At 64.5% G+C, this 22,886-nt stretch carries 23 protein-coding genes; 16 read left to right on the plus strand and 7 right to left on the minus strand.

Features of this window, described 5'->3' with window-relative positions:
• The first annotated feature begins 5 nt into the window (after positions 1-5).
• The 7 genes from ABFX29_RS08435 (at position 6) to tsaD (ending at position 5,062) form a co-directional block, all read left to right on the plus strand.
• Positions 6-512 carry a GNAT family N-acetyltransferase gene (locus ABFX29_RS08435; RefSeq protein ID WP_338079109.1) on the plus strand — a complete coding sequence of 169 codons (507 nt, stop codon included), beginning with the start codon at positions 6-8 and terminating at the stop codon, positions 510-512.
• 34 nt (positions 513-546) lie between these two features.
• On the plus strand, positions 547-1,752 hold the full coding sequence (gene alr / locus ABFX29_RS08440) for an alanine racemase (RefSeq protein WP_152226520.1): 1,206 nt from the start codon (positions 547-549) through the stop codon (positions 1,750-1,752).
• The gene (gene tsaE, locus ABFX29_RS08445) at positions 1,749-2,294 is read left to right on the plus strand and encodes a tRNA (adenosine(37)-N6)-threonylcarbamoyltransferase complex ATPase subunit type 1 TsaE (RefSeq protein ID WP_152226522.1); all 546 of its coding nucleotides are present in this window, start codon (positions 1,749-1,751) and stop codon (positions 2,292-2,294) included. Before alr ends, tsaE begins: the two co-directional genes overlap by 4 nt.
• A 21-nt stretch (positions 2,295-2,315) precedes the next feature.
• On the plus strand, positions 2,316-2,657 hold the full coding sequence (locus ABFX29_RS08450; RefSeq protein WP_152226525.1) for a hypothetical protein: 342 nt from the start codon (positions 2,316-2,318) through the stop codon (positions 2,655-2,657).
• Between the two features lie 157 nt (positions 2,658-2,814).
• Positions 2,815-3,483 carry a tRNA (adenosine(37)-N6)-threonylcarbamoyltransferase complex dimerization subunit type 1 TsaB gene (tsaB, locus tag ABFX29_RS08455; RefSeq protein WP_152226526.1) on the plus strand — a complete coding sequence of 223 codons (669 nt, stop codon included), beginning with the start codon at positions 2,815-2,817 and terminating at the stop codon, positions 3,481-3,483.
• Positions 3,484-3,509: 26 nt separating this feature from the next.
• Positions 3,510-3,989 carry a ribosomal protein S18-alanine N-acetyltransferase gene (gene rimI / locus ABFX29_RS08460; RefSeq protein ID WP_152227321.1) on the plus strand — a complete coding sequence of 160 codons (480 nt, stop codon included), beginning with the start codon at positions 3,510-3,512 and terminating at the stop codon, positions 3,987-3,989.
• On the plus strand, positions 3,986-5,062 hold the full coding sequence (gene tsaD / locus ABFX29_RS08465; RefSeq protein WP_152226528.1) for a tRNA (adenosine(37)-N6)-threonylcarbamoyltransferase complex transferase subunit TsaD: 1,077 nt from the start codon (positions 3,986-3,988) through the stop codon (positions 5,060-5,062). Before rimI ends, tsaD begins: the two co-directional genes overlap by 4 nt.
• Before the next feature lie 518 nt (positions 5,063-5,580).
• On the opposite strand, the gene ABFX29_RS08470 is transcribed toward tsaD, so the two are convergent.
• A complete protein-coding gene (locus ABFX29_RS08470; RefSeq protein ID WP_152226532.1) occupies positions 5,581-7,551 on the minus strand; it encodes an HNH endonuclease in 1,971 nt (656 codons plus the stop codon).
• A gap of 54 nt (positions 7,552-7,605) precedes the next feature.
• On the opposite strand from ABFX29_RS08470, the gene ABFX29_RS08475 reads away from it, so the two are divergent.
• Entirely contained in the window at positions 7,606-7,764 is a 159-nt protein-coding gene (locus ABFX29_RS08475) for a hypothetical protein (protein WP_170287720.1), read from the plus strand.
• A gap of 475 nt (positions 7,765-8,239) precedes the next feature.
• Here the strand turns inward: ABFX29_RS08475 and ABFX29_RS08480 are convergent, their stop codons facing one another.
• On the minus strand, positions 8,240-9,388 hold the full coding sequence (locus ABFX29_RS08480; RefSeq protein ID WP_152226534.1) for a glutamate--cysteine ligase: 1,149 nt from the start codon (positions 9,386-9,388) through the stop codon (positions 8,240-8,242).
• Positions 9,389-9,538: 150 nt separating this feature from the next.
• Here ABFX29_RS08480 and ABFX29_RS08485 point away from each other — a divergent pair, with 150 nt between their 5' ends.
• Positions 9,539-10,351, plus strand: a complete 813-nt coding sequence (locus ABFX29_RS08485) for a shikimate 5-dehydrogenase (RefSeq protein ID WP_152226537.1) — start codon at positions 9,539-9,541, stop codon at positions 10,349-10,351.
• Here the strand turns inward: ABFX29_RS08485 and ABFX29_RS08490 are convergent.
• Positions 10,348-11,574 carry a class I SAM-dependent methyltransferase gene (locus ABFX29_RS08490; protein WP_152226539.1) on the minus strand — a complete coding sequence of 409 codons (1,227 nt, stop codon included), beginning with the start codon at positions 11,572-11,574 and terminating at the stop codon, positions 10,348-10,350. The genes ABFX29_RS08485 and ABFX29_RS08490 overlap by 4 nt on opposite strands.
• Before the next feature lie 182 nt (positions 11,575-11,756).
• On the opposite strand from ABFX29_RS08490, the gene ABFX29_RS08495 reads away from it, so the two are divergent.
• From ABFX29_RS08495 to ABFX29_RS08515, 5 genes are all read left to right on the plus strand, one after another.
• The gene (locus tag ABFX29_RS08495) at positions 11,757-12,095 is read left to right on the plus strand and encodes a DUF6507 family protein (protein ID WP_152226541.1); all 339 of its coding nucleotides are present in this window, start codon (positions 11,757-11,759) and stop codon (positions 12,093-12,095) included.
• The gene (locus ABFX29_RS08500) at positions 12,092-13,489 is read left to right on the plus strand and encodes a hypothetical protein (protein ID WP_152226543.1); all 1,398 of its coding nucleotides are present in this window, start codon (positions 12,092-12,094) and stop codon (positions 13,487-13,489) included. The genes ABFX29_RS08495 and ABFX29_RS08500 overlap by 4 nt, the downstream gene beginning before the upstream one ends.
• Positions 13,490-13,592: 103 nt before the next feature.
• Positions 13,593-14,021 (plus strand): hypothetical protein, encoded by a 429-nt coding sequence (locus ABFX29_RS08505; protein ID WP_152226546.1) that lies wholly within the window; start codon positions 13,593-13,595, stop codon positions 14,019-14,021.
• The gene (locus ABFX29_RS08510; protein ID WP_152226548.1) at positions 14,018-15,310 is read left to right on the plus strand and encodes a hypothetical protein; all 1,293 of its coding nucleotides are present in this window, start codon (positions 14,018-14,020) and stop codon (positions 15,308-15,310) included. Before ABFX29_RS08505 ends, ABFX29_RS08510 begins: the two co-directional genes overlap by 4 nt.
• An 84-nt stretch (positions 15,311-15,394) precedes the next feature.
• Positions 15,395-16,546, plus strand: a complete 1,152-nt coding sequence (locus tag ABFX29_RS08515) for a MalY/PatB family protein (protein ID WP_152226550.1) — start codon at positions 15,395-15,397, stop codon at positions 16,544-16,546.
• Between the two features lie 108 nt (positions 16,547-16,654).
• On the opposite strand, the gene ABFX29_RS08520 is transcribed toward ABFX29_RS08515, so the two are convergent.
• From ABFX29_RS08520 to ABFX29_RS08535, 4 genes are all read right to left on the minus strand, one after another.
• Positions 16,655-17,413: an iron ABC transporter ATP-binding protein gene (locus tag ABFX29_RS08520; protein ID WP_152226552.1), complete on the minus strand. Its 759-nt coding sequence runs from the start codon at positions 17,411-17,413 to the stop codon at positions 16,655-16,657.
• Entirely contained in the window at positions 17,410-18,426 is a 1,017-nt protein-coding gene (locus ABFX29_RS08525; protein ID WP_476726876.1) for an iron chelate uptake ABC transporter family permease subunit, read from the minus strand. The genes ABFX29_RS08520 and ABFX29_RS08525 overlap by 4 nt, the downstream gene beginning before the upstream one ends.
• Positions 18,419-19,459, minus strand: coding sequence for an ABC transporter permease (locus ABFX29_RS08530; RefSeq protein ID WP_170287721.1), 1,041 nt, complete (start codon positions 19,457-19,459; stop codon positions 18,419-18,421). Before ABFX29_RS08530 ends, ABFX29_RS08525 begins: the two co-directional genes overlap by 8 nt.
• Positions 19,460-19,538: 79 nt before the next feature.
• Complete coding sequence (locus ABFX29_RS08535) at positions 19,539-20,492, minus strand: siderophore ABC transporter substrate-binding protein (protein WP_152226554.1); 954 nt, start codon at positions 20,490-20,492, stop codon at positions 19,539-19,541.
• A 376-nt stretch (positions 20,493-20,868) separates the two neighbouring features.
• Here ABFX29_RS08535 and groES point away from each other — a divergent pair, with 376 nt between their 5' ends.
• Both groES and groL read left to right on the plus strand, forming a co-directional pair.
• Positions 20,869-21,165 (plus strand): co-chaperone GroES, encoded by a 297-nt coding sequence (gene groES, locus ABFX29_RS08540; RefSeq protein WP_055239413.1) that lies wholly within the window; start codon positions 20,869-20,871, stop codon positions 21,163-21,165.
• Positions 21,166-21,236: 71 nt separating this feature from the next.
• Positions 21,237-22,847: a chaperonin GroEL gene (groL, locus tag ABFX29_RS08545; protein WP_152226556.1), complete on the plus strand. Its 1,611-nt coding sequence runs from the start codon at positions 21,237-21,239 to the stop codon at positions 22,845-22,847.
• Positions 22,848-22,886 lie beyond the last annotated feature (39 nt).

The raw sequence follows: 22,886 nt of genomic DNA on the forward strand, positions 1-22,886 counted from the left end.
GAACTTTGGGAATAGCGATCCGGGAAGCCGCGGAAGGAGACTGGCCGGGCATCTGGGCACTGATGGAGCCAATTGTCCGCGCCGGCGAGACGTACTGCTGGGACCGGGACCTAACGGAAGCAGCCGCGCGGGACGTTTGGCTTGAGCCGCGTCCCGCGTACGTCTACGTTGCCGAGGAAGCCGGACGGATCCTCGGTACCGCCCAGCTGCACCCCAACCGGGGCGGCGCGGGCAGCCATGTGGCCAACGCATCGTTTATGTCTGCGGCGTGGGCAAGCGGCCGTGGAGTGGCCCGGGCGCTCGCCGCCCATGTGCTGGACCAGGCAGCCAGCCAGGGCTACCGTGCCATGCAGTTCAACGCTGTTGTCCAGACAAACGAGCGCGCCGTGGCGCTGTGGCAGTCCCTGAGGTTCAGGATCCTCGCCACAGTTCCGGACGCCTTCGCGCATCCAGTTCACGGCTTCACCGGCCTGCACATCATGCACAAGCACCTCGCGGATCCCGGCCTGTGATTCCCTGCCGGGTCCGCAGTGAAAGAATGGACCCGTGAATTACCTCGAAACTGTCCCCGCGGCGGAGCGCAGCGCCGTCGTCGATCTCGCCGCGATCCGGCACAATGTCCGCCACCTTGCCGAAATCGCCAAGCCCGCCCGCCTCATGGCGGTGGTCAAGGCTGACGCCTACGGACACGGAGCGCTGGAAGTAGCCCGCGCGGCGATCGACGCCGGAGCCTCCTGGCTGGGGACGGCACACATTTCCGAAGCCCTTGCCCTGCGCACAGCGGGAATCTCGGCACCTGTGCTGGCCTGGCTGCACACCGCAGACAGCGACTTCTCCGCCGCCATCGCTGCCAATATCGACATCGGTGTTTCCGGCTGGGAGCTGGAAGCCGTGGTGGCCGCTGCCCGCGAACTGGAAGTACCGGCCCGGGTTCACCTGAAGATCGATACCGGGCTGGGCCGCAACGGCTGTCCGGAAGAACTGTGGGAGTCCTTCGTTGGTGCTGCCCTGGCCTACCAGGAAGACGGCCTGCTTCGGGTGGTTGGCATCTTCTCCCACCTGGCAGTAGCTGACGAGCCGCGCAGGCTGGAAACAGACCAGCAGCTGCAGAAGTTCCGCGAGGCTGTGGCCGTGGCAGAGGACGCAGGCGTGGACCACGAGGTACGCCATATCGCCAACACACCGGCTGTGCTCTCCCGGCCGGATTCGCACTTCGACCTGGTGCGTGTAGGGCTCGGCATGTTCGGGCTGTCCCCGTTCCCGGGCCAGAGCGCCCAGGAGCTGGGACTCGTCCCGGCCATGACGCTCAAGACCACCATTGCCAATTGCAAGGAAGTCCCGGCGGGACAGGGTGTTTCCTATGGACTGCACTACCGCACCGCTGAACCCACCACACTGGCACTGGTGCCGGTGGGATACGCAGACGGTATTCCCCGCGTCGCCACCGGAGGCCCGGTCATGGTCAACGGCGAGGTTTTCCCGGTGGTGGGCCGCATCGCCATGGACCAGATGGTTATCGACCTTGGCCGCATTGGTGTGGCCGGAACCCCTGACTCGTTCCTGGGACAGGAAGCGGTTCTCTTCGGGCCTGCCGGATACCCGAGCGTGGACGAGTGGGCGCAGGCCAGCGGTTCCATCAACTACGAGATCATTACTCGGATCAGCGGCCGGGTGACCCGCAGCTATGTGGACTCAGGAACTGCGGAACCCGCTGTATCCCTCGATCCGGACTCCGAAGCGGCGCTGCCGTGACAGCCGAGTTCGAAGCTCCGGCCTGGGAGCATGAGTACAAGACATCCAGCGCTGGGCAAACGCAGGAACTCGCCCGCGCCCTTGGCGGCGCACTGCGCTCCGGTGACCTGCTGCTCCTGACGGGGGAGCTGGGCGCAGGGAAGACCACCTTCACCCAGGGTCTCGGCGAAGGCCTTGGCGTGCGGGCAGGGATCATTTCCCCGACGTTCGTGCTGGTGCGCATCCATCCCGCTCTGGGTACCGGCCCTGACCTGGTGCACGTGGACGCCTACCGGCTGGGGTCTGCTGCGGAGATCGACGACATCGATCTTGAAAACACCATGGACTCTTCAGTCACGGTGGTGGAGTGGGGGCACGGACTGGTGGAGCATCTCTCCGAGAGCCGCCTTGAAGTCACCCTGCAGCGTGCCACCGGCGGAGAATCGGCCGGAACCGGCGAATTGGTCACCGACTTCTCGGCGGAGGACGACGACGAAGAACGGACCATCCGAATCGCCGGGTATGGTCCACGCTGGGCAGAAGCCCCTGTGCTGGCTCCCTAACCGGACATCCGGGATCACGCCATGGGAATCTTTGCGGGGCTCATCCTGAGCGTGGTGGTGCTCGTCATGGGATGGCGAGCCCACACGGGCCGGTGGGGCACCTGGGTGGGACATCCCGGTCTCCTGCCGCGGGTGAAGGCCTACCCCGCCCTGGGCCTGCTCTACGGAGGCATTGGCCTGCTCACGGGTACCCTCCTGTGGGATGTGGACGCAGATTCCCTCCCCAAGCCGATCCTCGGGGTGCTCCTCGCGGTCATGCTCGGCGGGATCTGGACTTTTTTGGTCAGCCTGGTGTGGCTTCCGCGGTTCATGGTGCCCGGCTGGGTCAAATCTGCCGAGCAGGCCAGGGAAGAGCCGGGATGACGAAAGGGTTCACCGTTTCCTGAGGCCCGCCTTGGGACCGCCCTGATGTCCGTTCCCTGTGACCGTTCCCTGTGACCGTCCTGAGGCCCGTTCCCTGTGACCGTCCTGATGCCCGTCCAGCTCAGGGCCCATCCGCCGAGCGCGTAAACTGGACACCGTGCTTATCCTCGCCATCGATACATCCGCCATTGCCAGTGCGGCGCTCCTGACCGGTGAGGGAGAGACGCTTGCGGCCTTCGCTACCGAAGACACCAGATCCCATGCCGAGGTCCTGGCACCGGGCATCCAGAAACTGCTCGCCGATGCCGGTGTGTCCGGGGGACAGGTCGATGCAATAGTCACCGGGGTAGGCCCCGGGCCCTTCACGGGACTGCGGTCGGGCATAGCCACCGCACGCACGCTCGCGTTCGCATGGAACAAGCCGCTGCACGGCGTCATGAGCCTGGACGCTATCGCCGTGGACGCCGCCCTGGATGCCTGGAGGGCCGGGGTTGATGAGTTCGTTGTGGCCACTGACGCCCGGCGCAAAGAGGTCTATTGGGCCCGCTACCGCAGTACCGGCGGCACTGCCGAACTCCTTGAGGGCCCCCATGTCTGCTCTCCGTCCGAGGTTCCGGGGCTGCCTGCCTATGGTGCAGGTGCAGGCCTCTACCCGGACGTGATGCGTACTGTGCAGGACTTTGCCGCTGCCCAGCCGACGGCTGAAGCGCTTGGCCGCACCGCCGTCGTACGCCTGGTCCGTGGTTTGGAGCTGCTTCCGGACCTGCCGCTTTACCTGCGCGAATCCGATGCGAAGGTGCCCGGCCCGCGGAAGCGCGCACTGTGAGCGGACAGGCCGCCGTGATCCGGGCGATGACCGAGGACGATATTCCTGCTGTGGACGCGCTGGAGAAGGCGATGTTCCCTGTAGATGCCTGGCCTACTGAGATGTTCTACGACGAACTGCGCCAGCGCGATACCCGTTCCTACTATGTGGCAGAGGGACCGGACGGCGCGGTGATCGGGTATGCCGGGCTCATGTGTGTGCTGCCCATCGCGGATGTGCAGACCATTGCCGTGGACAGCGCCCATGAAGGTGCCGGTACGGGCTCCAGGCTTCTCGCCACCCTCGTTGAGGAGGCGAAACGGCGAGGTGCAGATGATGTGCTGCTCGAAGTGCGTGCCGACAATCCCCGGGCACAGCGGCTTTACCGCTGGTTCGGCTTTGAACAGATCCATGTCCGTCCGCGGTATTACCGGGATGGCGCGGATGCCCTGATTATGCGTCTGGAGCTCTCCTCCTGGCACGGTGCTCCGGCGCGCGAATCCAACCCTGTGAAGGACGTCCAATGAACCGCACCGCTCCCTTGGTGCTTGGCATCGAATCCTCCTGCGATGAGACGGGTGTGGGAATTGTCCGCGGCGATACGCTGCTGACCAATGCCGTGTCTTCCTCGATGGAGGAGCATGTCCGCTTTGGCGGTGTCATTCCGGAGATCGCTTCGCGTGCGCATCTGGATGCCTTTGTCCCTACGCTGCGTCAGGCCCTGAACGAGGCCGGTGTGACGCTCGACGACGTCGATGCGATCGCCGTGACTTCCGGTCCCGGTCTGGCCGGAGCGTTGATGGTTGGTGTTTGCGCGGCGAAGGCTTTGGCTGTGGCCACGGGCAAACCCCTGTATGCCATCAATCATCTGGTGGCACATGTGGGCGTTGGCGTTCTTGACGGCGGCAAGCTTCCGGAGAACCTTGGTGCGCTGCTGGTTTCCGGCGGGCATACCGAGATCCTGCGGGTTGGGTCTTTGACTTCGGACGTGCAGCTGCTCGGTTCCACTATTGATGATGCTGCGGGTGAGGCCTATGACAAGGTTGCCCGGATTCTGGGTCTGGGATATCCAGGTGGCCCGGCTATCGACAAGCTTGCACGGCAGGGGAATCCGAAGGCTATCCGTTTCCCCCGTGGACTGACACAGCCGAAGTACATGGGTACTGTGCAGGCTCCGGGCCCGCACCGGTATGACTGGTCTTTCTCCGGTTTGAAGACTGCTGTTGCCCGTTGTGTGGAGCAGTATGAAGCTGCCGGCCAGGAGCTTCCGGTTGCGGATATTGCTGCCTCGTTCCAGGAAGCTGTTGTGGACGTGATTACGTCCAAGGCTGTTCTGGCGTGTACTGAGCAGGGGATTACGAATCTTCTGCTTGGTGGTGGTGTTGCTGCGAATTCCCGTCTTCGTGAGCTGACTGCCGAGCGCTGTGCTGCTGCCGGGATTTCGCTTCGTGTTCCTCCTATCCGTTTGTGTACTGATAATGGTGCGATGGTTGCTGCCTTGGGCGCGCAGATTGTCATGGCTGGTGGGGAGCCTTCCGGTGTGGACTTCACTCCGGATCCCTCGCAGCCTGTGACCAGCATTCACATTCCTGCTGCCTAGCTGGATGCTGGGGCACTTGCGTCTTGCGTCTTGCGGCCTGCGTCTTGCGGCTGGTGCGGTTGGCGGAGCCGGGAGCCGGAGCCGGCTGCCACTAACCGGGAGCCGGGGGGCCGGGAGCCCGGAGCCGGGCTGCCACTAACCGGGGGCCGGGAGCCGGAGGCTACTAGCCGGCTGCCACTAACCGGGAGCCGGGGGCCGGCTGCCGCTAACCGGGAGCCATTAGCCGGGAGCCGGGAGCCGGCCGCTGCTAGCCGGGAGCCTGGAGCCGGCCGCTACTAGCCGGCCGCGGCCCTGTTGTGCTGCGGGGGCCTGAGCTCCCGGTCCGCGCTGACGCCGCCTCCTCCTGACTGATACCCCGGCCCGCCGCAGCCATCGTCCCTCCGGTCTGCCGCCCGCCGGCTCTGATGTTGCTGGCCGCTCCGCTAAGCGGACCTATCCATCGAAGGGACTTGCCCGAGACTGACCCTTTCCTTCGGCGTCGAGGGAGAGCCAGCTGGAACGGCTTGGACCTACGGGGGCTAGAAGGGTGGCGGATCGTCGTCTGGCGGTTGGGGCGTGGTTTCGGGGCGGGGATCCGATGGCCTGAGATTTCGTGGACTCGGCAGGTATCCCAGTGTGGGGTCGGTGGTGTAGGTGCGGCCGGTGGGTGAGTTCCATTCGATGGTTCCGGCCTCTGGTTGGCGTGCTTTCCAGTGGCCGAGGGTTTTGAACCGGTGGTGCTTGGGGCAGAGGTGTTCCAGGTTCGTGTGGTCTGTTGGTCCACCGCGCGCGTACGGGGTGGTGTGGTCGATCTCTGCGTGGGTGACATTTACTGAACAGCCGGGGAACCTGCAGGTTCCGTCCCTGGCCTGGAGCCAGCGTTTGAGTCCTGCAGGGATACGCCGTGTCCGTCCCACGGTGAGGATTTCACCGGTAGCCGGGTCCTGAAGCAGGGGTGTCCAGTGCAGGGCCTCGAGGATCATCGAGCGTGCAGTCTCGGCACTGATGGGTCCGTAGCCGTTGAGTTCTGCCGGGTTTTCGTCCAGTCCGGCAAGGGTGTCTGCGTTGATCAGGACCATGACTTCGGTGCGGACTTTGGAGCGGTCGCGGTTGTTGGTGCGGTTCCGGTTCTGGGTCCGGTATCTTTCGGCCCGGCGGGGTCGTTTGTCCTGTCTGGAGTTACCGGCGGCAGTGCTGGTGGTACCGGCGGCGTCGGTGCGGCCCGGTGCGGAAGGGATTTCCCCGGCAGCGCCCATGGATGAGGTATCTGGTCCGCTCAGGCGGTGGCCGGCCGGGTCGAGGCCATGGGTTTGAATGCCGGGGGCGCAGCAGGATTCGTAGAGGGAACCGGCGGCGCCTCCCCAAGTCCCTCCGTCTGCAGTCCCGGATCCGGTTGGTGAACCTGTGCCTGTGGAACTCGTCCCTGAGGGCGGGGGTGGAGCGTCCTCGGGCTCGGTGGGCTGTGTGCCGGCCTGCTCCGTGAGGAGCAGTTCGGTGAGGGTGTCTGCGCGGAGCTGGTCCATGGTGCGGGGGTCTCCGGCTCGTTTGCCGGCTTTCGCTGCACCGGTGAGCGCGGCGAACATAGCCTGGCCCTTCTCAGCGGCGATGATCGCGCTGAGGCAGGACATGCCATCGGGCAGGGGCTGGAACATCACACGGCGTTTGTCCTTGGCCTCACGGTGCCGGACGGGGATCAGATCGGGGAAGCGGGACTCGCGCAGCCTGCGGGCACGGCGCCCGAACCCGGCAGCAGTCCTGCCCTCGGCTGCTGCCAGCAGGTCCCGTTCGAACGCAGCACGGACTGTGAGGACAGGACTGGCCTCCCGATCGCCTGCGCTGGCTGCATCCCCCGGCCCATCCTGCACTCCATCTGCCCCATCCGGTCCGGCTGCTCCACCGGCTCCGCCTGGCCCCTCCGGTCCGCCTGGCCCCTGCGGTCCGCCCGGCCCGGTTTGCCCGAACAGCGTGCTTGGGTCCTCGAGGCCGAGGTCCAGTTGGCCGGGCTCCCCGTCAGGGGGTGTTCCGTTGCCGGTTGGTGCGGCTGCGTCTTCTGAACCCGCGCAGGTCTCCGGTTCCGGCTGCGGTTCGAGGATGTCGGTGGGGAGGTTTTGGGTCTCTTCGAGGATGATGCGGGCGTGCTGGAGGGCGATTTTCCCTTCTGCCAGACGGGCGAGAGTCTGGGGTGCGTCGGTGCAGAGCCGGGTGGATTCGCTGATGAGCTGCATTGCGGTCATGTGCGGGATGTTCAGGACAGTGGAGGCTTCGGCTGCGGCAAGGCTCATGGCCAGGGCGGGTTCTTTACGTCCGGAGGCGTCGGTAATGTCCCTGGCAAAGAGCACTTCCAGCCGGGCTGCAACACGGGCCTGCTGGGCCTGCGCCCAGGAGATGAGTATGCCCAGACGCTCAAGCGCGGACACGGTTTCCGCATACCCCAGGGACTCCGGACCGCGGAGGGATAACTGCCCGGCGAAACCCTCAGGCAACGACTCGGGCGCATGGTCTTCAACCAAGGCAGGATCAGCGCAGAACACCTCGCCGGAAGGAACGGGGAAACCGGGGTCAGGATGAGACGAGGACAGGAAGTCGGTACGCGCGGCCGGATCATCCTGCCCGGCCCGGCCAGCACCCGGAACACTATCGGCGGCACCCGGGGAACCACCCTGTCCGGCCCGGACAGCACCCGGAACACCACCCGGCGCACCCTTCCTTTCCCGGTCAGCTGACCGGGAAAACGGGGTGTCCGAGGAGCGGTTCATACCCCTAACACTCTCAGCTGCCACCGACATTCCAGGGCCTAAATCAGCCCTTTTCAGGCCGCTCAAATACCGGTCATTTACCTGCTTTTTGGACCTTCCACGTCAGCGCCTACGGGCACAGAGACCCGTGTATCCAACCAATCCCGGGTAATGGGAACGCTATAGGTGACTGGGGAGGGGGCGTACGTCTTTGGTCAGCGGACGATCCCAACCGGGAACACAACGGGGATGTCTGCTAGATAGGGGCCCAGAGCGCCAGAGCGCCAGAGCGCCAAGGGCACCAAGGGGCCAAGGGGGAGGGGGTACGTGAAACCTAGCCTCGCCCCGGAAGCTCGGCCCGGCCCGGAACGCCTAGCCTCGCCCCGGAAGCTCGGCCGGCCTGAACCCGACTCGGCCTGGAACAGCCAGCCTCGCCCCGGAAACCCGGCCCACACTCGGAAGGCTAGCCCTCGCCGCGAAGCTGGGCGACGCCGTCGTGCACCACTGCACGCAGATCCCCGCCGTTAGCCTCTGCAACTCGGCGCTGACGCTGGTAGCCCGCACCGCGTTCGATAATGCCCGCAACATCAGCAAGTTCGGCACTGCAGCCGAGCTTCTCCGCGACGGGAGCAAGACGCGGCAGAACGTCTTCCAGGAGGTGCTCGGTGACCAGTTTCTCGTTGCCGGCGGCGTCGAGGATGATGATCGCATCGAGCCCGTAACGGGCAGCCCGCCACTTGTTCTCCTGCACGTGCCACGGGGGCATGGTCGGAATCGTTCCGCCGTTGTCCAGGATGGTGGAGAACTCATCTACAAGGCACTGGGTCAGAGCAGCGATGGCTCCGATATCGGTAGCCGTAGATAGCCCGTCGCAGACACGCAGCTCAATGGTTCCCAGTGCAGGAACCGGACGGATATCCCAGCGGATCTCACTGATCGAATCAATCACACCGGTGGTGAACATGTCCTGCACATAGGACTCGTACTCGGCCCAGGAACGGAACTGGAACGGCAGCCCCGCAGTAGGAAGCTGCTGGAACATGAGTGCACGCTGGGAGGCGTAGCCGGTATCGTCACCGGACCAGAACGGAGAGGACGCAGACAAGGCCTGGAAATGCGGAAAGTAGTTCACCAGGCCATCGAGAACCGGCAGCACCTTGTCCCGGGAGTCCAGACCGACGTGGACGTGGACACCGTAGATGAGCATCTGCTGGCCCCACCACTGGGTGCGGTCAATGAGCTTGGCGTAACGTTCCTTGTCCGTCACTGGCTGGGAACGCGGCACGGCAAAGGGGTGGGTGCCGGCGCAGAACAGCTCAACACCCATCTCATCGGTGACCCTGCGGACAGCAGCCATGGAACGGGCAAGATCAGCCTTGGCCTCGGCCACGGTGGTGCAGATCCCGGTCACCAATTCAACGGTGTTTTCAAGCAGTTCCTGTTTGATGTGCGGGTGCTCGTCGTCCGGGCTAAGGTCCGGATCGTTGGCATTTACTGCCCGCAGGACTTCATCGGCTACCGAGAGCAGCTCACCGGATTCCCGGTCTACCAGGGCCAGTTCCCACTCAACCCCAAGGGTCGACTGCGGTGATGCTGCGAACTCAATATCCAATACGTCTCCTGCTGTGCGCTGCGAAAGTTAGTGTCTCCGGTGCCGCACCATTGCGTTCTTAGAGCTGACTTCAATCGTAGCCCGGACATCAGCCTGCTCAGTCCCGCTGCGGAAGCTCCGTCAGAGGGTGCCGCACGCCATAATGGACCAATGCCGATCCTGAACAAAGACATGACCCTGTGCATCTCCCTGGCCGCCCGCCCGAGCAACATCGGCACCCGGTTCCACAATTACCTGTATGAGCAGCTGGGGCTGAACTTCATCTACAAGGCCTTTGCACCCGCAGACCTGGCCCAGGCAGTGGCAGGGATCCGGGGCCTGCCCATCCGCGGTGCGGCAGTCTCAATGCCGTATAAGGAAGAGGTCATTGCCCTGGTGGACCGCATGGATCCCTCCGCGGCGGCGATCGATTCGGTGAACACCATCGTGAACGACGACGGCGTGCTCACCGCCTACAACACCGACTACCTCGCGATCGCACGGCTGCTCGCGGACCACGAGGTCTCCCCGGCCGACTCAGTGCTGCTGCGCGGCTCCGGCGGTATGGCCAAGGCCGTTGCGGCTGCACTGCGCGACGCCGGTTTTGGCGGTGTCACGATCGTGGCCCGCAATGAAGGCACAGGCAGGGCCCTCGCCGACCTCTATGGATTCAACTGGATCCCGGAACCCGGCGATGCAACCGCGGACCTGCTCATCAACGTCACACCGCTGGGCATGGCAGGAGCCGACGAGGACATTCAGTCCTACGAAAACGAAACCATTGCCGCCGCGCAGACGGTGTTTGACGTCGTCGCCCTTCCCTCGGAGACGCCGCTGATCCGTGCCGCCCGTGCTGCCGGGAAGAAGGTCATCACCGGCGCCGAGGTCATCGCGATCCAGGCAGAGGAACAGTTTGTGCTTTACACCGGAGTCCGCCCAACGCCCGAGCAGGTGCGGGAAGCCAGCGAGTTCTCCCGCAGCTAGCTGTCCACCGACGAAGGAACGGGCTCCACAACGATCGCCACACGGTCCTCACCGATCCGGGTGAGGACCAGGGTGGCTTTGTTCGGACCCTTGCCTGAGCCGGTAAGCAGCTGCTTGCGCAGCTCCTCGGGTGTGACGGCCATGCCGCGCTTCTTGATGTCCAGCACCCCGATGCCGTTGGCACGGACCCAGGCCTTGAGGGCCTTGACGTTGTAGGGCCGGACTTCAAGGATCCGGTAGGCGCGGGCGAAGGGGGTCTCCACCAGTTCCGGCGCGGCAATGTAGGCGATGTGCGGGTCCAGCAGGTGCCCGCCCAGGGAACGCGCGACGTCGGCCACCAGACCCGCGCGGATCACCGCGCCGTCGGGCTCATAGAGATAGCCTTCAGCCGGGCCGGTCCGTACGTCCTGTGCACCTGGAACGTAGTCTTCGTGCGAGGTCAGCTCCGCGGCACCATTGGGGCCGATGACCAATGCCGCGCGGCGAATGCCCGGACGGCGGAGTTCGTTGAACCACAGGGTGGCTTCAATAACGTCCCCGCCCACGGATACCCACTGGACTTCGCAGCCCGCAGGGACCGATTCGTGCGGAATCCCCGGGCCAAGCTTCACTCCGACGGGCATCCCGCGATCGGCGAGGGACTCCACGAAGGACAGGGGAGGGGAGAAGGCTTCCGGGTCAAAGATGCGGGAAGTGCCCGACGTCGACGTGGTACGCCGTGCGGGATCCAGCCACACGCCGTCGAACCCGGTCAGGTCGAAGGACTCCGCATCTCCCTGGACGACTTTGGCCTCTGGCCACGGCATGAGGTTGATGGTCGCCACCGCGGCAGTGATCTCATCAAGCTCGACGGCGGTGACCTGGCGGTCCAGCGTGGCCAAGGCAAGGGAATCAGCACCGATGCCGCACCCCAGGTCAGCAACCCGTTCCAGTCTGGCTTCCTGATAGCGCTGGGCGTGCAGGGCTGCAACATTCAGGCGGGTGGCCTGTTCAAGGCCGGCAGGAGTGAACAGCATGTGCTCTGCGAACGGTCCGAATTTCGCACGGGCCTTCATCCGCAGCCTGGCCTGGGTGAGGACGGCGGCGACCAGCTCGGGGGAATGCCCGGCCTTGCGCAGCTCGGTGTTCAGTTTCAGGGACTCGGACTCAAGATACGGGCCAAGAGAGTTCAGCAGCGCCCATCCCTCGGGGGTCAGGACATGGGCAAGGGAGGTATCGGGCATGGGAATAAGCCTAGTCTTCGAGAGTGCGGGCCGTTAGCCGAAGAGCCGCCGCCCGCCTGCAGCCGGCATCCGATGGGTAGAACTCCCCATTGCGGAGGTAACCGAACTGTCCATAGTGTTGCTTGGGACTCCGCCGCGGAGGATTGCAGCCGCGGCACGCGAGGATTGTGGAGGGGGAAGCAATGCCCGTCAGCGGGTACGACATTGACCTGGCAGGCTGCCGGTCCATCCTGAACCAGGTTGGATCGGACACCGGTCCGGCCGAGGCAGCGGACGCCCTGAGGACCGGGATGGAGTCCGCGGTGCAGGCCGTAAACAGCACCGTCATCACCATGGCGCTGGAAGAGATTACGAGCCGGCTGCTGCTCCCTCAGGCCGGCGGGGTCCAGGACCGCATTTACGGCGCCGTCGAGGGAGTCAGTGCGGCGCTCAATGCCTACACGGATGGGGACGCCGGCATGGCGCAGTCCGCGAGAGATGCCGCTGCTGCAGTTCCGCACGGTTTGGCAGGCATGCAGTGAACGGGCACCAGGCAGTCCTGGCCGGCTGGGCAGATCCCGCTGCGGTGGATGGTGCAGCCGGCGAGATTCGTGCCAAAGGCGCAGCGTTCAAACAATCGGTCGACGCCTTGTCCTCCACATGGAAGGGCCTGGACGGTTGCTACCAGGCGCCCGAGAGAGCTGATGTCCTCGTAGCCTTTGACCCCATCACGGCCCAGGCCGAACTGCTGGAAGCAGCCACCGAAGCCGTGAGCAGTGCCTTGTCGGACTTCGCCGAAGGGGTGCGCGGACTGCTGCCCGCCAAGGAAGCCTTACTGACCGACCTGGCCGCCTACCAGACCGAACCCGAGCCGGTTAACTCTGACGATGAACCTGCGGCTGAGGCATTTCACTTTGCCCGGGGCGAATCCCTGCAAAGCCGCCTCACGTACCTCTCCGGACGTCATGAACAGCTGGAAACCGAGTGCGCGGCAGCCCTCCGCTCGGTAGACGGTTACGAGGGCGGGGCGCTGGCCTTCTTGGCCGGTCCTCTGTTCGCGGCGGTTGTGGGCACGGTCCAGGAGTTCGGCGATCGGCACACGGCCCGAACCAGAGTGACCGTGGACGCACTGGAGCTTCCGGCCTGGGCTGCACCTTTTTACAGGGACGGCGAGCGTATTTCAGTCCTGGACCCGAGGCATCCGGACTACGGCAGCACCAGGCGATTCTGGTATACGACGAATGTCGTGGAGACCGTTCGTGAGTGGCGCCCCACGCTCAACCGCACCATGTACAACCAGGATGAAACGTACCGCCGTCGGGTGGACGCCAACCCGAACCGGTGGGCAGTGCCGGAATCCATCAAGTGGGCAGACCAGCCGGGATCCCTGAAACTCATCAAGGGGGTCGGCTGGGCCGGTGCCCTGGCCATGACCGGCGTGACTTACGGGGACAATCTTCGGCAGAACCGCAACGAGCTGCTCCGGGCAGACCCCGGTATGGACGCAGAAAGGCTCGAGGGCCGGGCCAGGGAAATGGCGACGGTACAGACGGCAGCCTCAACAGGTGTGGATTTTGCTGCCGGTGTCACCGGCGCGATGATCGGCACGGCCATCGGAGGGCCCCTTGGAACAGCGGTCGGATTTGGGGTAGGCATGGGGATCTCCGTGATCACAGACCTCGACCTTTTCGACGGAAGAAGCATCAAGGATTTCACCGCAGACATTGCTGTACAAGGTTGGGATACGACCAAGGAATTGGCTGTTCAAGGCTGGGACACTGCCACAGAGCTTGCCGGGTCTGCCGCCGAGGAAGCAGAAGCGGCTGCAGAAGCGATAGCTGAAGGAACCGTAGCGGCTGCGGAAGCGATAGCTGAAGGAACCGAAGCTGCTGCAGAAGCCATAGCGGCTGGCTGGAACCGGCTCTGGGGCAATTAGAACCGCCGGTAGAGTCGACACCACGGACAGCGGATGGATCCGGGAGGCCGGCCGCGAAACGGCCGCGAAACGGCCGCGAAACGATAGAACGGATTGATAAGTCGTGAATGATCTCCTGCCTTCGGCAGTGCTGGTGCTCGGCGGGGCTGCCCTGGCCGTCTCAGGCGTCATGGTGCACCGGAAAAGGTGGCTTGGCTGGCTTCGCCTGGACCGGCTGGTGCCGGGGACCCCTTCCCTCGCCATCACCTGGCTGGGGCTGTGGCTCGCGACCCTGCCGCTGCTGCCGCTGGTACTGGACTACGGAATGCTCGGGGGATTATCCGCTCTGGTGAGCAACCTTCTCCTGGCCGCGGGTATCCTCGGTTTCCTCTGGTATCCAGTCAGGCTGATGCCCCGCTGGATGCAGGAGGAACGGAAGAGAATTCTCGCCGGTGATGACCTGTTCGCCAGGACATATCTGCAGGACAGACACCCGGCGCCCCGTCCCGGAGACCCGCTCCCGGAGCCCCGCCGCGGTCAGGACACGCCGTGAGCACAACCCTTCCTGTTCTCAGCGTTTTGGGCATGGAGCTGCCCTGTCCCCCGGAATGGGACATCACCAGCGGCCCGGGCGGCACGGAGATTATCGCTCATCCTCCAGTGCCCAGCGGGCACTTCCGGCCCAATCTCGTGCTCCGCCGAATGAGGGTGGCTGAATCGCTGCCGCGCTTGTCGACTGCTGCGCTCGCAGCCACACTGCAGCTCCCGAAGACATACATCTTCGCCAACGACCTCTGGACCCAGTCACCTGGCTCCGAAGGGGAACCGACACACGGACGCCGGCAGCGGTTCGTCCGCGAGGCCGAGGGGCAGGTTGTGTGCACCGACCGGTGGCTGTTCAGCGATGGAACTGACGCAGTGGAAGCCACAGCGAGCTACGCCGTGGAACAGTCCGTCGGTATGCGTCCGCTGTTCGAGCACATGGTGGCGGGGCTGAGGCGCCGGGAACCTGTGGCGGAAACGTCGGCGGATCCCGGCATCGGTGCGGTTGCACCAGCGGAGCCACGGCTGGATTCACAGGCAACCCAACTGTTCGGCGAACCGGTCGAGGACGTTGTGCCCCTTCGGGAAACCCAGCCCTACCGTGTGTCGGGCACGGTGCTCTCCCGCGCGGCCGGTGAGCTCTTCCTCTCCATGTCGAAGCGGGACCGCCTGGGACCGTTCGACCGTTCGGGGAACCGCGCTGCGGTCGCTGAACTTGTGGGGGCGGGACTGCTCACGGACGCAGGACGCCTCACATCCAGGGGCTTGGCGTATGTGGCGCCGCTCCGCACGGGGGCATCCGTTGTCGATTTCCACGCTGTTGGCGGAGCGGTTTCCACGGGAGTCCGTGCCTGGCTGGGTGGCGGACCTGCCCTGGCCTGGGCCGGGCCTTCACCTGCCTTGTCCGGTGAGCCGCCGCAGGACAGGTTCGAACTGCGGCTGGGCGACGCCGCCGCACTGCCCGGGGAACTGGCCGGATGGGCCGGTCTGGCTCCGTCCTGGTCTTCGACCGCTGAACCTGTCCTGATGTCCGAGGAAAGCTTTGGCCGCCGGGTTTCAGGAACCCGGGAGCCTGCACCGGCGGGGGTCCCGGCGAGTCTCTGGTCCGCACCGTGGACGGCGTGGAACCTGGGCCTGAATGGGACCGGCCAGCTGAGCGTGCTGAGCGCCGGCAACGCCGGTTATTTTCGGATAACCGCATCTGAAGGGATGATCAGGCTTGTGCCGGAACAAGCAGGTGACGTGTGGGATCTTCTGCTGGAAATCATCCACCGCGCCGTTGAAGGCAGCTGGCGCTGAAGCCGGACCGCACGTCCACAACAATGCCGGCCAGCCATGCCAGACCAGGGTTGCCCGGACCCCGGCAGCAGGTAGGTTGGGCTCATGACTGAGCTGGCACTTGAACCCCTGGATGTCCTCCGCCGCCGCACCAGCGCCAAATGGCGCACCTTTCCCAGTGACGTGCTGCCGCTGTTCGTAGCGGAAATGGACTATCCCCTCGCGCCCGCCGTGGCCCGCGCGATGATTGGGCGGATCGAAGCGTCCGACGTTGGCTACGTTTCCGGGCCCGGTCCGGTGGGCCCGGCGTTCGCAGGCTTTGCGCAGCGGCGCTGGAACTGGAAACTGGACCCGGAGGACGTGCGGACCACAACCGACGTCAGCGTGGCCATCGTGGAGACCCTCCGGCAGGTTCTCGACCCGGGTGACGAAGTCATCATCACTCCGCCTGTTTATCCGCCATTCTTCGATCTTCCGGTGGAAGCAGGCGGAACGATCCGCGAGGTGCCGTTGCTGCAGGACGACGCAGGCTGGTCCCTGGACCTGGACGGACTCGAAACAGCGTTCGCAACCGGTGCGAAGGCACTGCTGCTGTGCAACCCGCACAATCCCCTGGGCCTGGTGCATTCGCGGGAGGTGCTCGACGCCGTCGCCCGCCTCGCGGGCAAGTACGGAGCCACTGTGGTCAGCGACGAGATCCATGCTCCGCTGGTCTACACGGCGAAGGATTTCACCCCGTTCCTTTCTGTCTCCGAAGATGCCCGTGCCCACGGCGTCTGCGTCACCGCGGCCAGCAAGGGATGGAACATTGCCGGGTCAAAGTGTGCGCTGATGATCGCCTCAGCCCCTGAGACCCGGCTGCTGCTGGATGAAATGCCGGAGGAAGTCGGCTTCCGGACCTCGATTCTTGGTCTGCACGGCGCCGCCGCCGCGTATGCGGAGGGGGAGGAATGGCTCGACCGCGTACTGGCGGTCCTGAGTTCCAACCGGGAACTGCTCCGCGCGCTGCTCTCCGCAGAACTGCCGGAAGTGGGATACCGGATCCCTGACGCCAGCTACTTGGCTTGGCTGGACATGCGTGGACTGGGCTGGGGAACGGACCCGGCCGCTTATGCCCTGGAGAAGGCACGAGTGGCACTTGAACCCGGTCTGAAGTTCGGTACGGCGGGCGCGGGGTATGCCCGGCTGAACTTTGGCTGCGCGCCTGACGTCCTGGAGGAGGCCGTGGCGCGGTTGAGCGCTGCCAGAGCATTGTGACCCGCAGCCGCGGTGGAAAGTGCGGGGCTTCTGGGGCTCTTCCGGATGTCCTGAATGGATACGGCCAAAAGTCCGGATGGTAGCCGGAGCCGCCGCTTGAGCTGCGGATCAGGCGAAATAAACGCCGATCCGGTTGCCCTCGATCTCCTCGATCCGGATATCGATCTCGTAGATGTCCTTCAGGACTTCCGGCTGCATGATCGTTGACGGCGGCCCCTGGTGGAGCAGCTTGCCGTCCGCCATGGCAATGATGTCGTCCGAATAGCAGGAGGCGAAGTTGATGTCGTGGATGACCAGGACAACGGTCTTGCCCAGCTCATCGGTGAGCCGCCGCAGCAGCCGCATCATCTCCACCGAGTGCTTCATGTCCAGGTTGTTGAGCGGCTCGTCCAGCAGCAGGTAATCGGTGTCCTGCGCCAGCACCATGGCGATGAACGCGCGCTGCCGCTGGCCGCCGGAAAGCTCGTCAACAAACCGGTCGGCCAGCTCGGTGAGATCAAGGAAGGCCATGGCCTGCTCGATCTTTTCCCGGCACACCGCCGTCGGGCGCCCGCCGTTGTGCGGGTAGCGGCCAAAACCGACCAGGTCCCGCACAGTGAGCCGGACGGTGAGGTGGTTGTCCTGCCGCAGGATGGCCATTTTGCGGGCCAAATCCTTGCCCGGTGCGGCAGAGACGTCCAAGCCGTCCACGGTGACGGAACCGGCGTCGGACTTCAGGAGCCGGCTGATGATGGAGAGCAGCGTGGACTTGCCGGCTCCGTTGGGGCCGATGATTGAGGTGACACCGCCTTCCTTGATGTGGCAGCTCACCCCGTCCACCACTGCGGTGGAACCGTAGGTCTTGGTGACGCCGGTGACCTGGATCATTTGAGGGAGCCTTTCAGGAGCAGGATCAGGAAGACGATCCCGCCAACGAATTCAATGACAATGCTCAGCGCGGTATCGAAGGCGAAGATGCGTTCGAGGACCAGCTGGCCGCCGACCAAGGCGATGATGCCCAGCAGGACGGCGATGGGAACCACTGCTTTGTGGGAGAAGTGGGAGCACAGCTGGTAGGCCAGCGAGGCCACCAGCAGCCCGAAGAACGTAACCGGGCCAACCAGCGCGGTGGAGACGGCAACCAGGACCGAGCAGATCACCAGGACGCCGGTCACCGAGCGCTTGTGGTTCACGCCCAGATTGATCGAGGTGTCCCGTCCAAGGGACATCACATCCAGTGAGTGCCGCATCCGCCAGGCCGGAACGCTGACGATCGCCACGGCAATCAGCGAATACCCCAGCAGCGCGCCGTCCACATTATTAAAGGAAGCGAAGAACAGGTCCTGCAGGATGATGAACTCACTTGGCTCGATCAGCCGCTGCAGCAGGGAGGACATGCCGCGGAACATCGTTCCCAGGACAATGCCCACCAGCAGCATCAGGTGCAGGGACTTGCCCCCGCCGGTGAAGAGCCAGCGGTAGAGCAGGAAGGAGAAGCCCACCATCAGGGCGACTTCCATTCCGTAGCGCAGGGGCTCGGACATGGAAAGCACCAGCCCGCCGCCGAAGGTGAACACCAGGACGGTCTGGATCAGCACGTACAGGGCATCGAAGCCCATGATCGACGGCGTGAGGATCCGGTTGGCGGTCACGGTCTGGAAGAGCACGGTGGAAACCCCGACGGCGTAAGCCACCAGGATCATCGAGCCCACCTTGATGGCGCGGCGCGGCAGAACATAGCCGATGTTTCCGCGCAGTTCGATGGTCATAAAAACGGCGACGAGGGCTGCGGCCACAACGGAGAGGGCAATGATCCAGAACCTGGGGGAGAGGTTTCGCACCGGACGGCGGCGCTGCACCGTCATCGCCGAGGGCAGGACGCTGGTGGGGGAACTAGGCACGGGCGGAGCGCTTTCGAAGGAGCAGGTAGAGGAACAGGACGCTGCCCACGGCGGCAACAATCACGCCCACGGGGATTTCATAGGGGTAGCGGATGGTCCGGCCGATGATGTCGCAGGCGAGCACAAAGCCCGCACCGAAAATAGCGACCCAGGGAATGGCGCGGCGGACGTTGTCACCTACGAGCAGGGAGACAAGGTTAGGGACGATCAGTCCCAGGAACGGCACGGAACCCACACTGACAACCACGACGGCGCTGATCAGGGACACGATGATCAGGCCCAGGGTCATCACGCGGTTGTAGTTCAGGCCCAGGTTGGTGGTGAATTCCTGGCCCATGCCGGCAACCGTAAACCGGTCCGCAGCCAGGAATCCGATCAGGGTCAGGGCGCCCACGATCCACAGCAGCTCGTAGCGTCCGCGCAGCACGCCGGAGAAGTCCCCGGTCATCCAGGAGTTCAGCGTCTGCAGCAGGTCGAACCGGTAGGCGAAGAACGTGGTGACGGCGGCAATGACACCGCCCAGCATGATGCCGACCAGAGGCACGATCAGGGTGTTGCGCAGCGGAATGCGGCGCAGGATCAGCAGGAAGAGTGCGGTGCCGGCCACGGCGAAGAGGGTTGCCGTGGACATTTTCATAAACAGCGAAGCGCCGGGAATGAGCACCGTCACCACGAGGATGCCCAGGGATGCAGATTCGATGGTGCCCACGGTGGACGGTTCAACGAACTTGTTCCGCGCCATCAGCTGCATGATCAGCCCGGCCACGCTGAGCGCCATGCCGGCGAGGATGATGCTCAGTGTCCGCGGCACCCGGCTGACCCAGAAGATGTTCCAGGCGTGTTCGTCCCCGGCCAGCAGCGAGGACAGGGAAACATCGCTGACCCCCACGAACATGCTCACGATGGCGAGCAGAAGGACGGCGGCGCCGCCCAGGACCAGCATGACTGCCGGGCCGGGGACCCGCCGTCGTGGTCCGGATACGGCAGCGGCCCCGGCAGTGGCCGGAGCTGCGGGGCTGATCTGTGTTGTCATGAGGGTTCCGTCTCCCTCGCTGGCCGGGGCCACCCGAAGGCGGTCCCGGCCAGCGAGGATCTAGCAGGTAAGGGGACGGTTAGGAGATGCCGTCCTGGACAGCGCTGACCATGGCGTCAACGTTGTTCAGGCCGTAGCCCACCAGGTACCAGCTGGAGGAATCGAGCATGGTGATGCGGTCGTTCTTGGCAGCCTTGGTGCCCATGACAAGCTCGTTGTCCAGCACCGCGGAGGCTACTTCACCGGCGTTGCCGACTGCGACGTCGCGGTCGATGACGAACAGGTTGTCCGGGTTGATCTCGGCGACATATTCGAAGGACACGGATTCGCCGTGCTGGGCTTCGGACTTGATGTCAGCAGCCGTGGCAACACCAAGGACGTCGTGGATCAGGCCAAAGCGCGACCCTGCACCGTAAGCAGTCATTTCGCCGCCGCTGGTCATGATGATCAGGCCGTTGCCGGCGTCGGCTGCGGTTGCCTTGGTTTCTTCGACCTTGGAGTCGAGCGCGGCGAGCTTCTCCTCGACTTCGGCTTCCTTGCCGAAGATCTCACCGATGATCTCGGTGTTGGAGATGAAGGAGTTCCAGGGATCCGCAGCGTCAGTGCTGAGGTTGATCGTGGGGGCGATCTTGGAGAACTCTTCGTAGGAGTCGGCGGTGCGGCCGGACATGATGATCAGGTCCGGAGCGCCGGCGCTGATTGCCTCGAAGTCCGGTTCCTTCATGCTGCCGATCTTGGCGTAGTCATCCGAGCCGTACTTGGAGAGGCTTTCGGGGAAGTTTGCTGCCGGGACGCCGTCAACCTCGATGCCGAGGGCGTCGAGGGTGTCGAGTGCACCGAGGTCGAACGTGTAGACGACCTCCGGGTTCACGGGAACCTCCGTGGTGCCCTGGGTGTGCTCCACGGTGACGGTGGTCGACTCTGAGGCTGCGGGTTCAGCGGCGGCGTCGGTCTCCTGGCCGCAGGCGCTTACAGCGAGCAGGGAAACCAGGGCGGTTCCGGCCAGCAGCCGGGACTTGAGGGTGGTCTTCACTTTGGGGGTGCTCCAGATGATCTCTTCGGTTTGGCCTGCCGGCGGATGCCTCCGCCATTAGGTCACAAAATCGTTTGCTAATTTCGCGCGCCATTGAAAACTATCTTGTTAGGCAAGGCTAAGCAACTTACATGAAGGCCTTTGGGTAACGTCCGTTCATCGGGCCGGTGGCCCTGCCCTGGCCTCGAAGGAGAATCTTGCAGACTTTGTTGGCACTCGCCTTGACCGAGTGCTAACCGTTGCATAAAGTCGGAGCTAGCACTCCCCATGTGAGGGTGCTAATTCCTGAGGGAAGCGCCCACCGGCACCCGCGACGACGGCAAGCGCCTACCGACGGTCCACAAACCCGTTAGTAACTAAGCAAAGGAGAGCCCGAGTGTCGGTCTCTATTAAGCCCCTTGAGGATCGCATCGTTGTTCGCCCGCTCGAAGCTGAGCAGACCACGGCCTCCGGCCTGGTTATCCCGGACACCGCTAAGGAAAAGCCCCAGGAAGGTGAAGTCGTAGCAGTCGGCCCCGGCCGCGTTGACGACAACGGCAACCGTGTGCCGATCGATGTTGCTGAAGGCGACGTCGTCATCTACTCGAAGTACGGCGGAACCGAGGTCAAGCAGGGCGGCCAGGAATACCTGGTGCTCTCCGCACGCGACGTGCTGGCCATCGTCGTCAAGTAAGTCTTTGAAGACCCCGGCCAGATTCGGCCGGGGTCTTCTTTTGTAGATGTAGTTCTCGAAAGGACACGCACATGGCAAAGCAGTTGGAGTTCAACGACTCCGCCCGTCGTTCACTGGAAGCCGGTGTCGACAAGCTCGCCAACACCGTCAAGGTCACCCTCGGCCCGCGCGGCCGCAACGTGGTGCTCGCCAAGACCTGGGGCGCACCCACCATCACCAACGACGGCGTCACGATCGCCCGCGAGGTGGAACTCGACGATCCGTATGAGAACCTTGGCGCCCAGCTGGCCAAGGAAGTTGCCACCAAGACCAACGATGTTGCCGGCGACGGCACCACCACCGCAACGGTCCTGGCCCAGGCACTGGTCAAGGAAGGCCTGCGCAACGTAGCCGCAGGCGCGGCTCCCGGTGCCCTGAAGCACGGCATCGAAACCGCTGTTGAAGCAGTGGCCGCACGCCTGCTGGAAAACGCCAAGGAAGTTGAAGGCAACCAGGTTGCGCACGTGGCAGCCATCTCCGCGCAGAGCGAGGAAGTTGGCCAGCTGCTGGCCGAAGCGTTCGACAAGGTCGGCAAGGACGGCGTCATCACCATCGAGGAGTCATCCTCGACGTCCACCGAACTGGTCATCACCGAGGGCATGCAGTTCGACAAGGGTTACCTCTCGCCGTACTTCGTCACCGACGCCGAGCGCCAGGAAGCCGTCCTCGAAGACGCGCTGATCCTGATCAACTCCGGCAAGATCTCCTCGGTTGCCGAATTCCTGCCGCTGCTGGAAAAGGCCCTGCAGGCCTCCAAGCCGCTGTTCATCATTGCCGAAGACGTGGATGGCGAAGCCCTCTCCACCCTGGTGGTCAACAAGATCCGCGGCACGCTGAACGTGGTTGCCGTCAAGGCACCGGGCTTCGGCGACCGCCGCAAGGCCATGATGCAGGACATCGCCACCCTGACCGGTGCCCAGGTTGTGTCTCCGGACCTCGGCCTGAAGCTGGACCAGGTTGGCCTGGAGGTGCTGGGTTCGGCCCGCCGCATCACCGTCACCAAGGACAACACCACGATTGTGGACGGCGCCGGCTCCGAAGCCGACGTTGCCGACCGCGTGGCACAGATCCGTGCCGAAATCGAGCGCACCGATTCCGACTGGGACCGCGAGAAGCTCCAGGAGCGCCTTGCCAAGCTCTCCGGCGGCATCGGCGTGATCAAGGTTGGCGCTGCAACCGAAGTTGAACTGAAGGAAAAGAAGCACCGCATCGAGGACGCAGTGTCCTCGACGCGTGCTGCCCTGGAAGAGGGCATCGTAGCCGGCGGCGGTTCCGCCCTGGTTCACGCGGCCCGTGCCCTGGACACCGATTCCGAGGTTGCGAAGCTCGACGGCGACGCCGCCACTGCCGTTGGCCTTGTCCGCCGCGCGCTGGCCCAGCCGCTGCGCTGGATCGCTGAAAACGCCGGCGCCGAGGGCATGGTTGTTGTGTCCAAGGTTGGCGAGCTGGAAGTCAACAACGGCTTCAACGCCGCTACGGGCGAATACGGCAACCTGATCGAAGCCGGCGTCATTGACCCGGTCAAGGTCACCCGCTCCGCACTGCGGAACGCCGCATCCATTGCCGCGCTGGTCCTGACCACCGAGGCACTCGTCGTCGAAAAGCCGGCTGACGATGAAGATGACCACGGCCACAGCCACTAAATCCAGGCTGGCCTAAAGGCCCCGTCAGACGCGGATTAC

The sequence above is a fragment of the Arthrobacter gandavensis genome, assembly GCF_039528575.1.
Lineage (GTDB): Bacteria > Actinomycetota > Actinomycetes > Actinomycetales > Micrococcaceae > Arthrobacter_B > Arthrobacter_B citreus_B.

What these genes read in the sequence shown, in the direction of transcription:
- ABFX29_RS08450 (WP_152226525.1), top strand. Translation starts at nt 2,316, where the DNA reads ATGGGAATCTTTGCGGGGCTCATCCTGAGCGTGGTGGTGCTCGTCATG.
- rimI (WP_152227321.1), top strand. Translation starts at nt 3,510, where the DNA reads ATGACCGAGGACGATATTCCTGCTGTGGACGCGCTGGAGAAGGCGATG.
- tsaD (WP_152226528.1), top strand. Translation starts at nt 3,986, where the DNA reads ATGAACCGCACCGCTCCCTTGGTGCTTGGCATCGAATCCTCCTGCGAT.
- ABFX29_RS08475 (WP_170287720.1), top strand. Translation starts at nt 7,606, where the DNA reads ATGAGACGAGGACAGGAAGTCGGTACGCGCGGCCGGATCATCCTGCCC.
- ABFX29_RS08485 (WP_152226537.1), top strand. Translation starts at nt 9,539, where the DNA reads ATGCCGATCCTGAACAAAGACATGACCCTGTGCATCTCCCTGGCCGCC.
- ABFX29_RS08490 (WP_152226539.1), bottom strand. Translation starts at nt 11,574, where the DNA reads ATGCCCGATACCTCCCTTGCCCATGTCCTGACCCCCGAGGGATGGGCG.
- ABFX29_RS08495 (WP_152226541.1), top strand. Translation starts at nt 11,757, where the DNA reads ATGCCCGTCAGCGGGTACGACATTGACCTGGCAGGCTGCCGGTCCATC.
- ABFX29_RS08515 (WP_152226550.1), top strand. Translation starts at nt 15,395, where the DNA reads ATGACTGAGCTGGCACTTGAACCCCTGGATGTCCTCCGCCGCCGCACC.
- ABFX29_RS08520 (WP_152226552.1), bottom strand. Translation starts at nt 17,413, where the DNA reads ATGATCCAGGTCACCGGCGTCACCAAGACCTACGGTTCCACCGCAGTG.
- ABFX29_RS08530 (WP_170287721.1), bottom strand. Translation starts at nt 19,459, where the DNA reads ATGACAACACAGATCAGCCCCGCAGCTCCGGCCACTGCCGGGGCCGCT.
- groL (WP_152226556.1), top strand. Translation starts at nt 21,237, where the DNA reads ATGGCAAAGCAGTTGGAGTTCAACGACTCCGCCCGTCGTTCACTGGAA.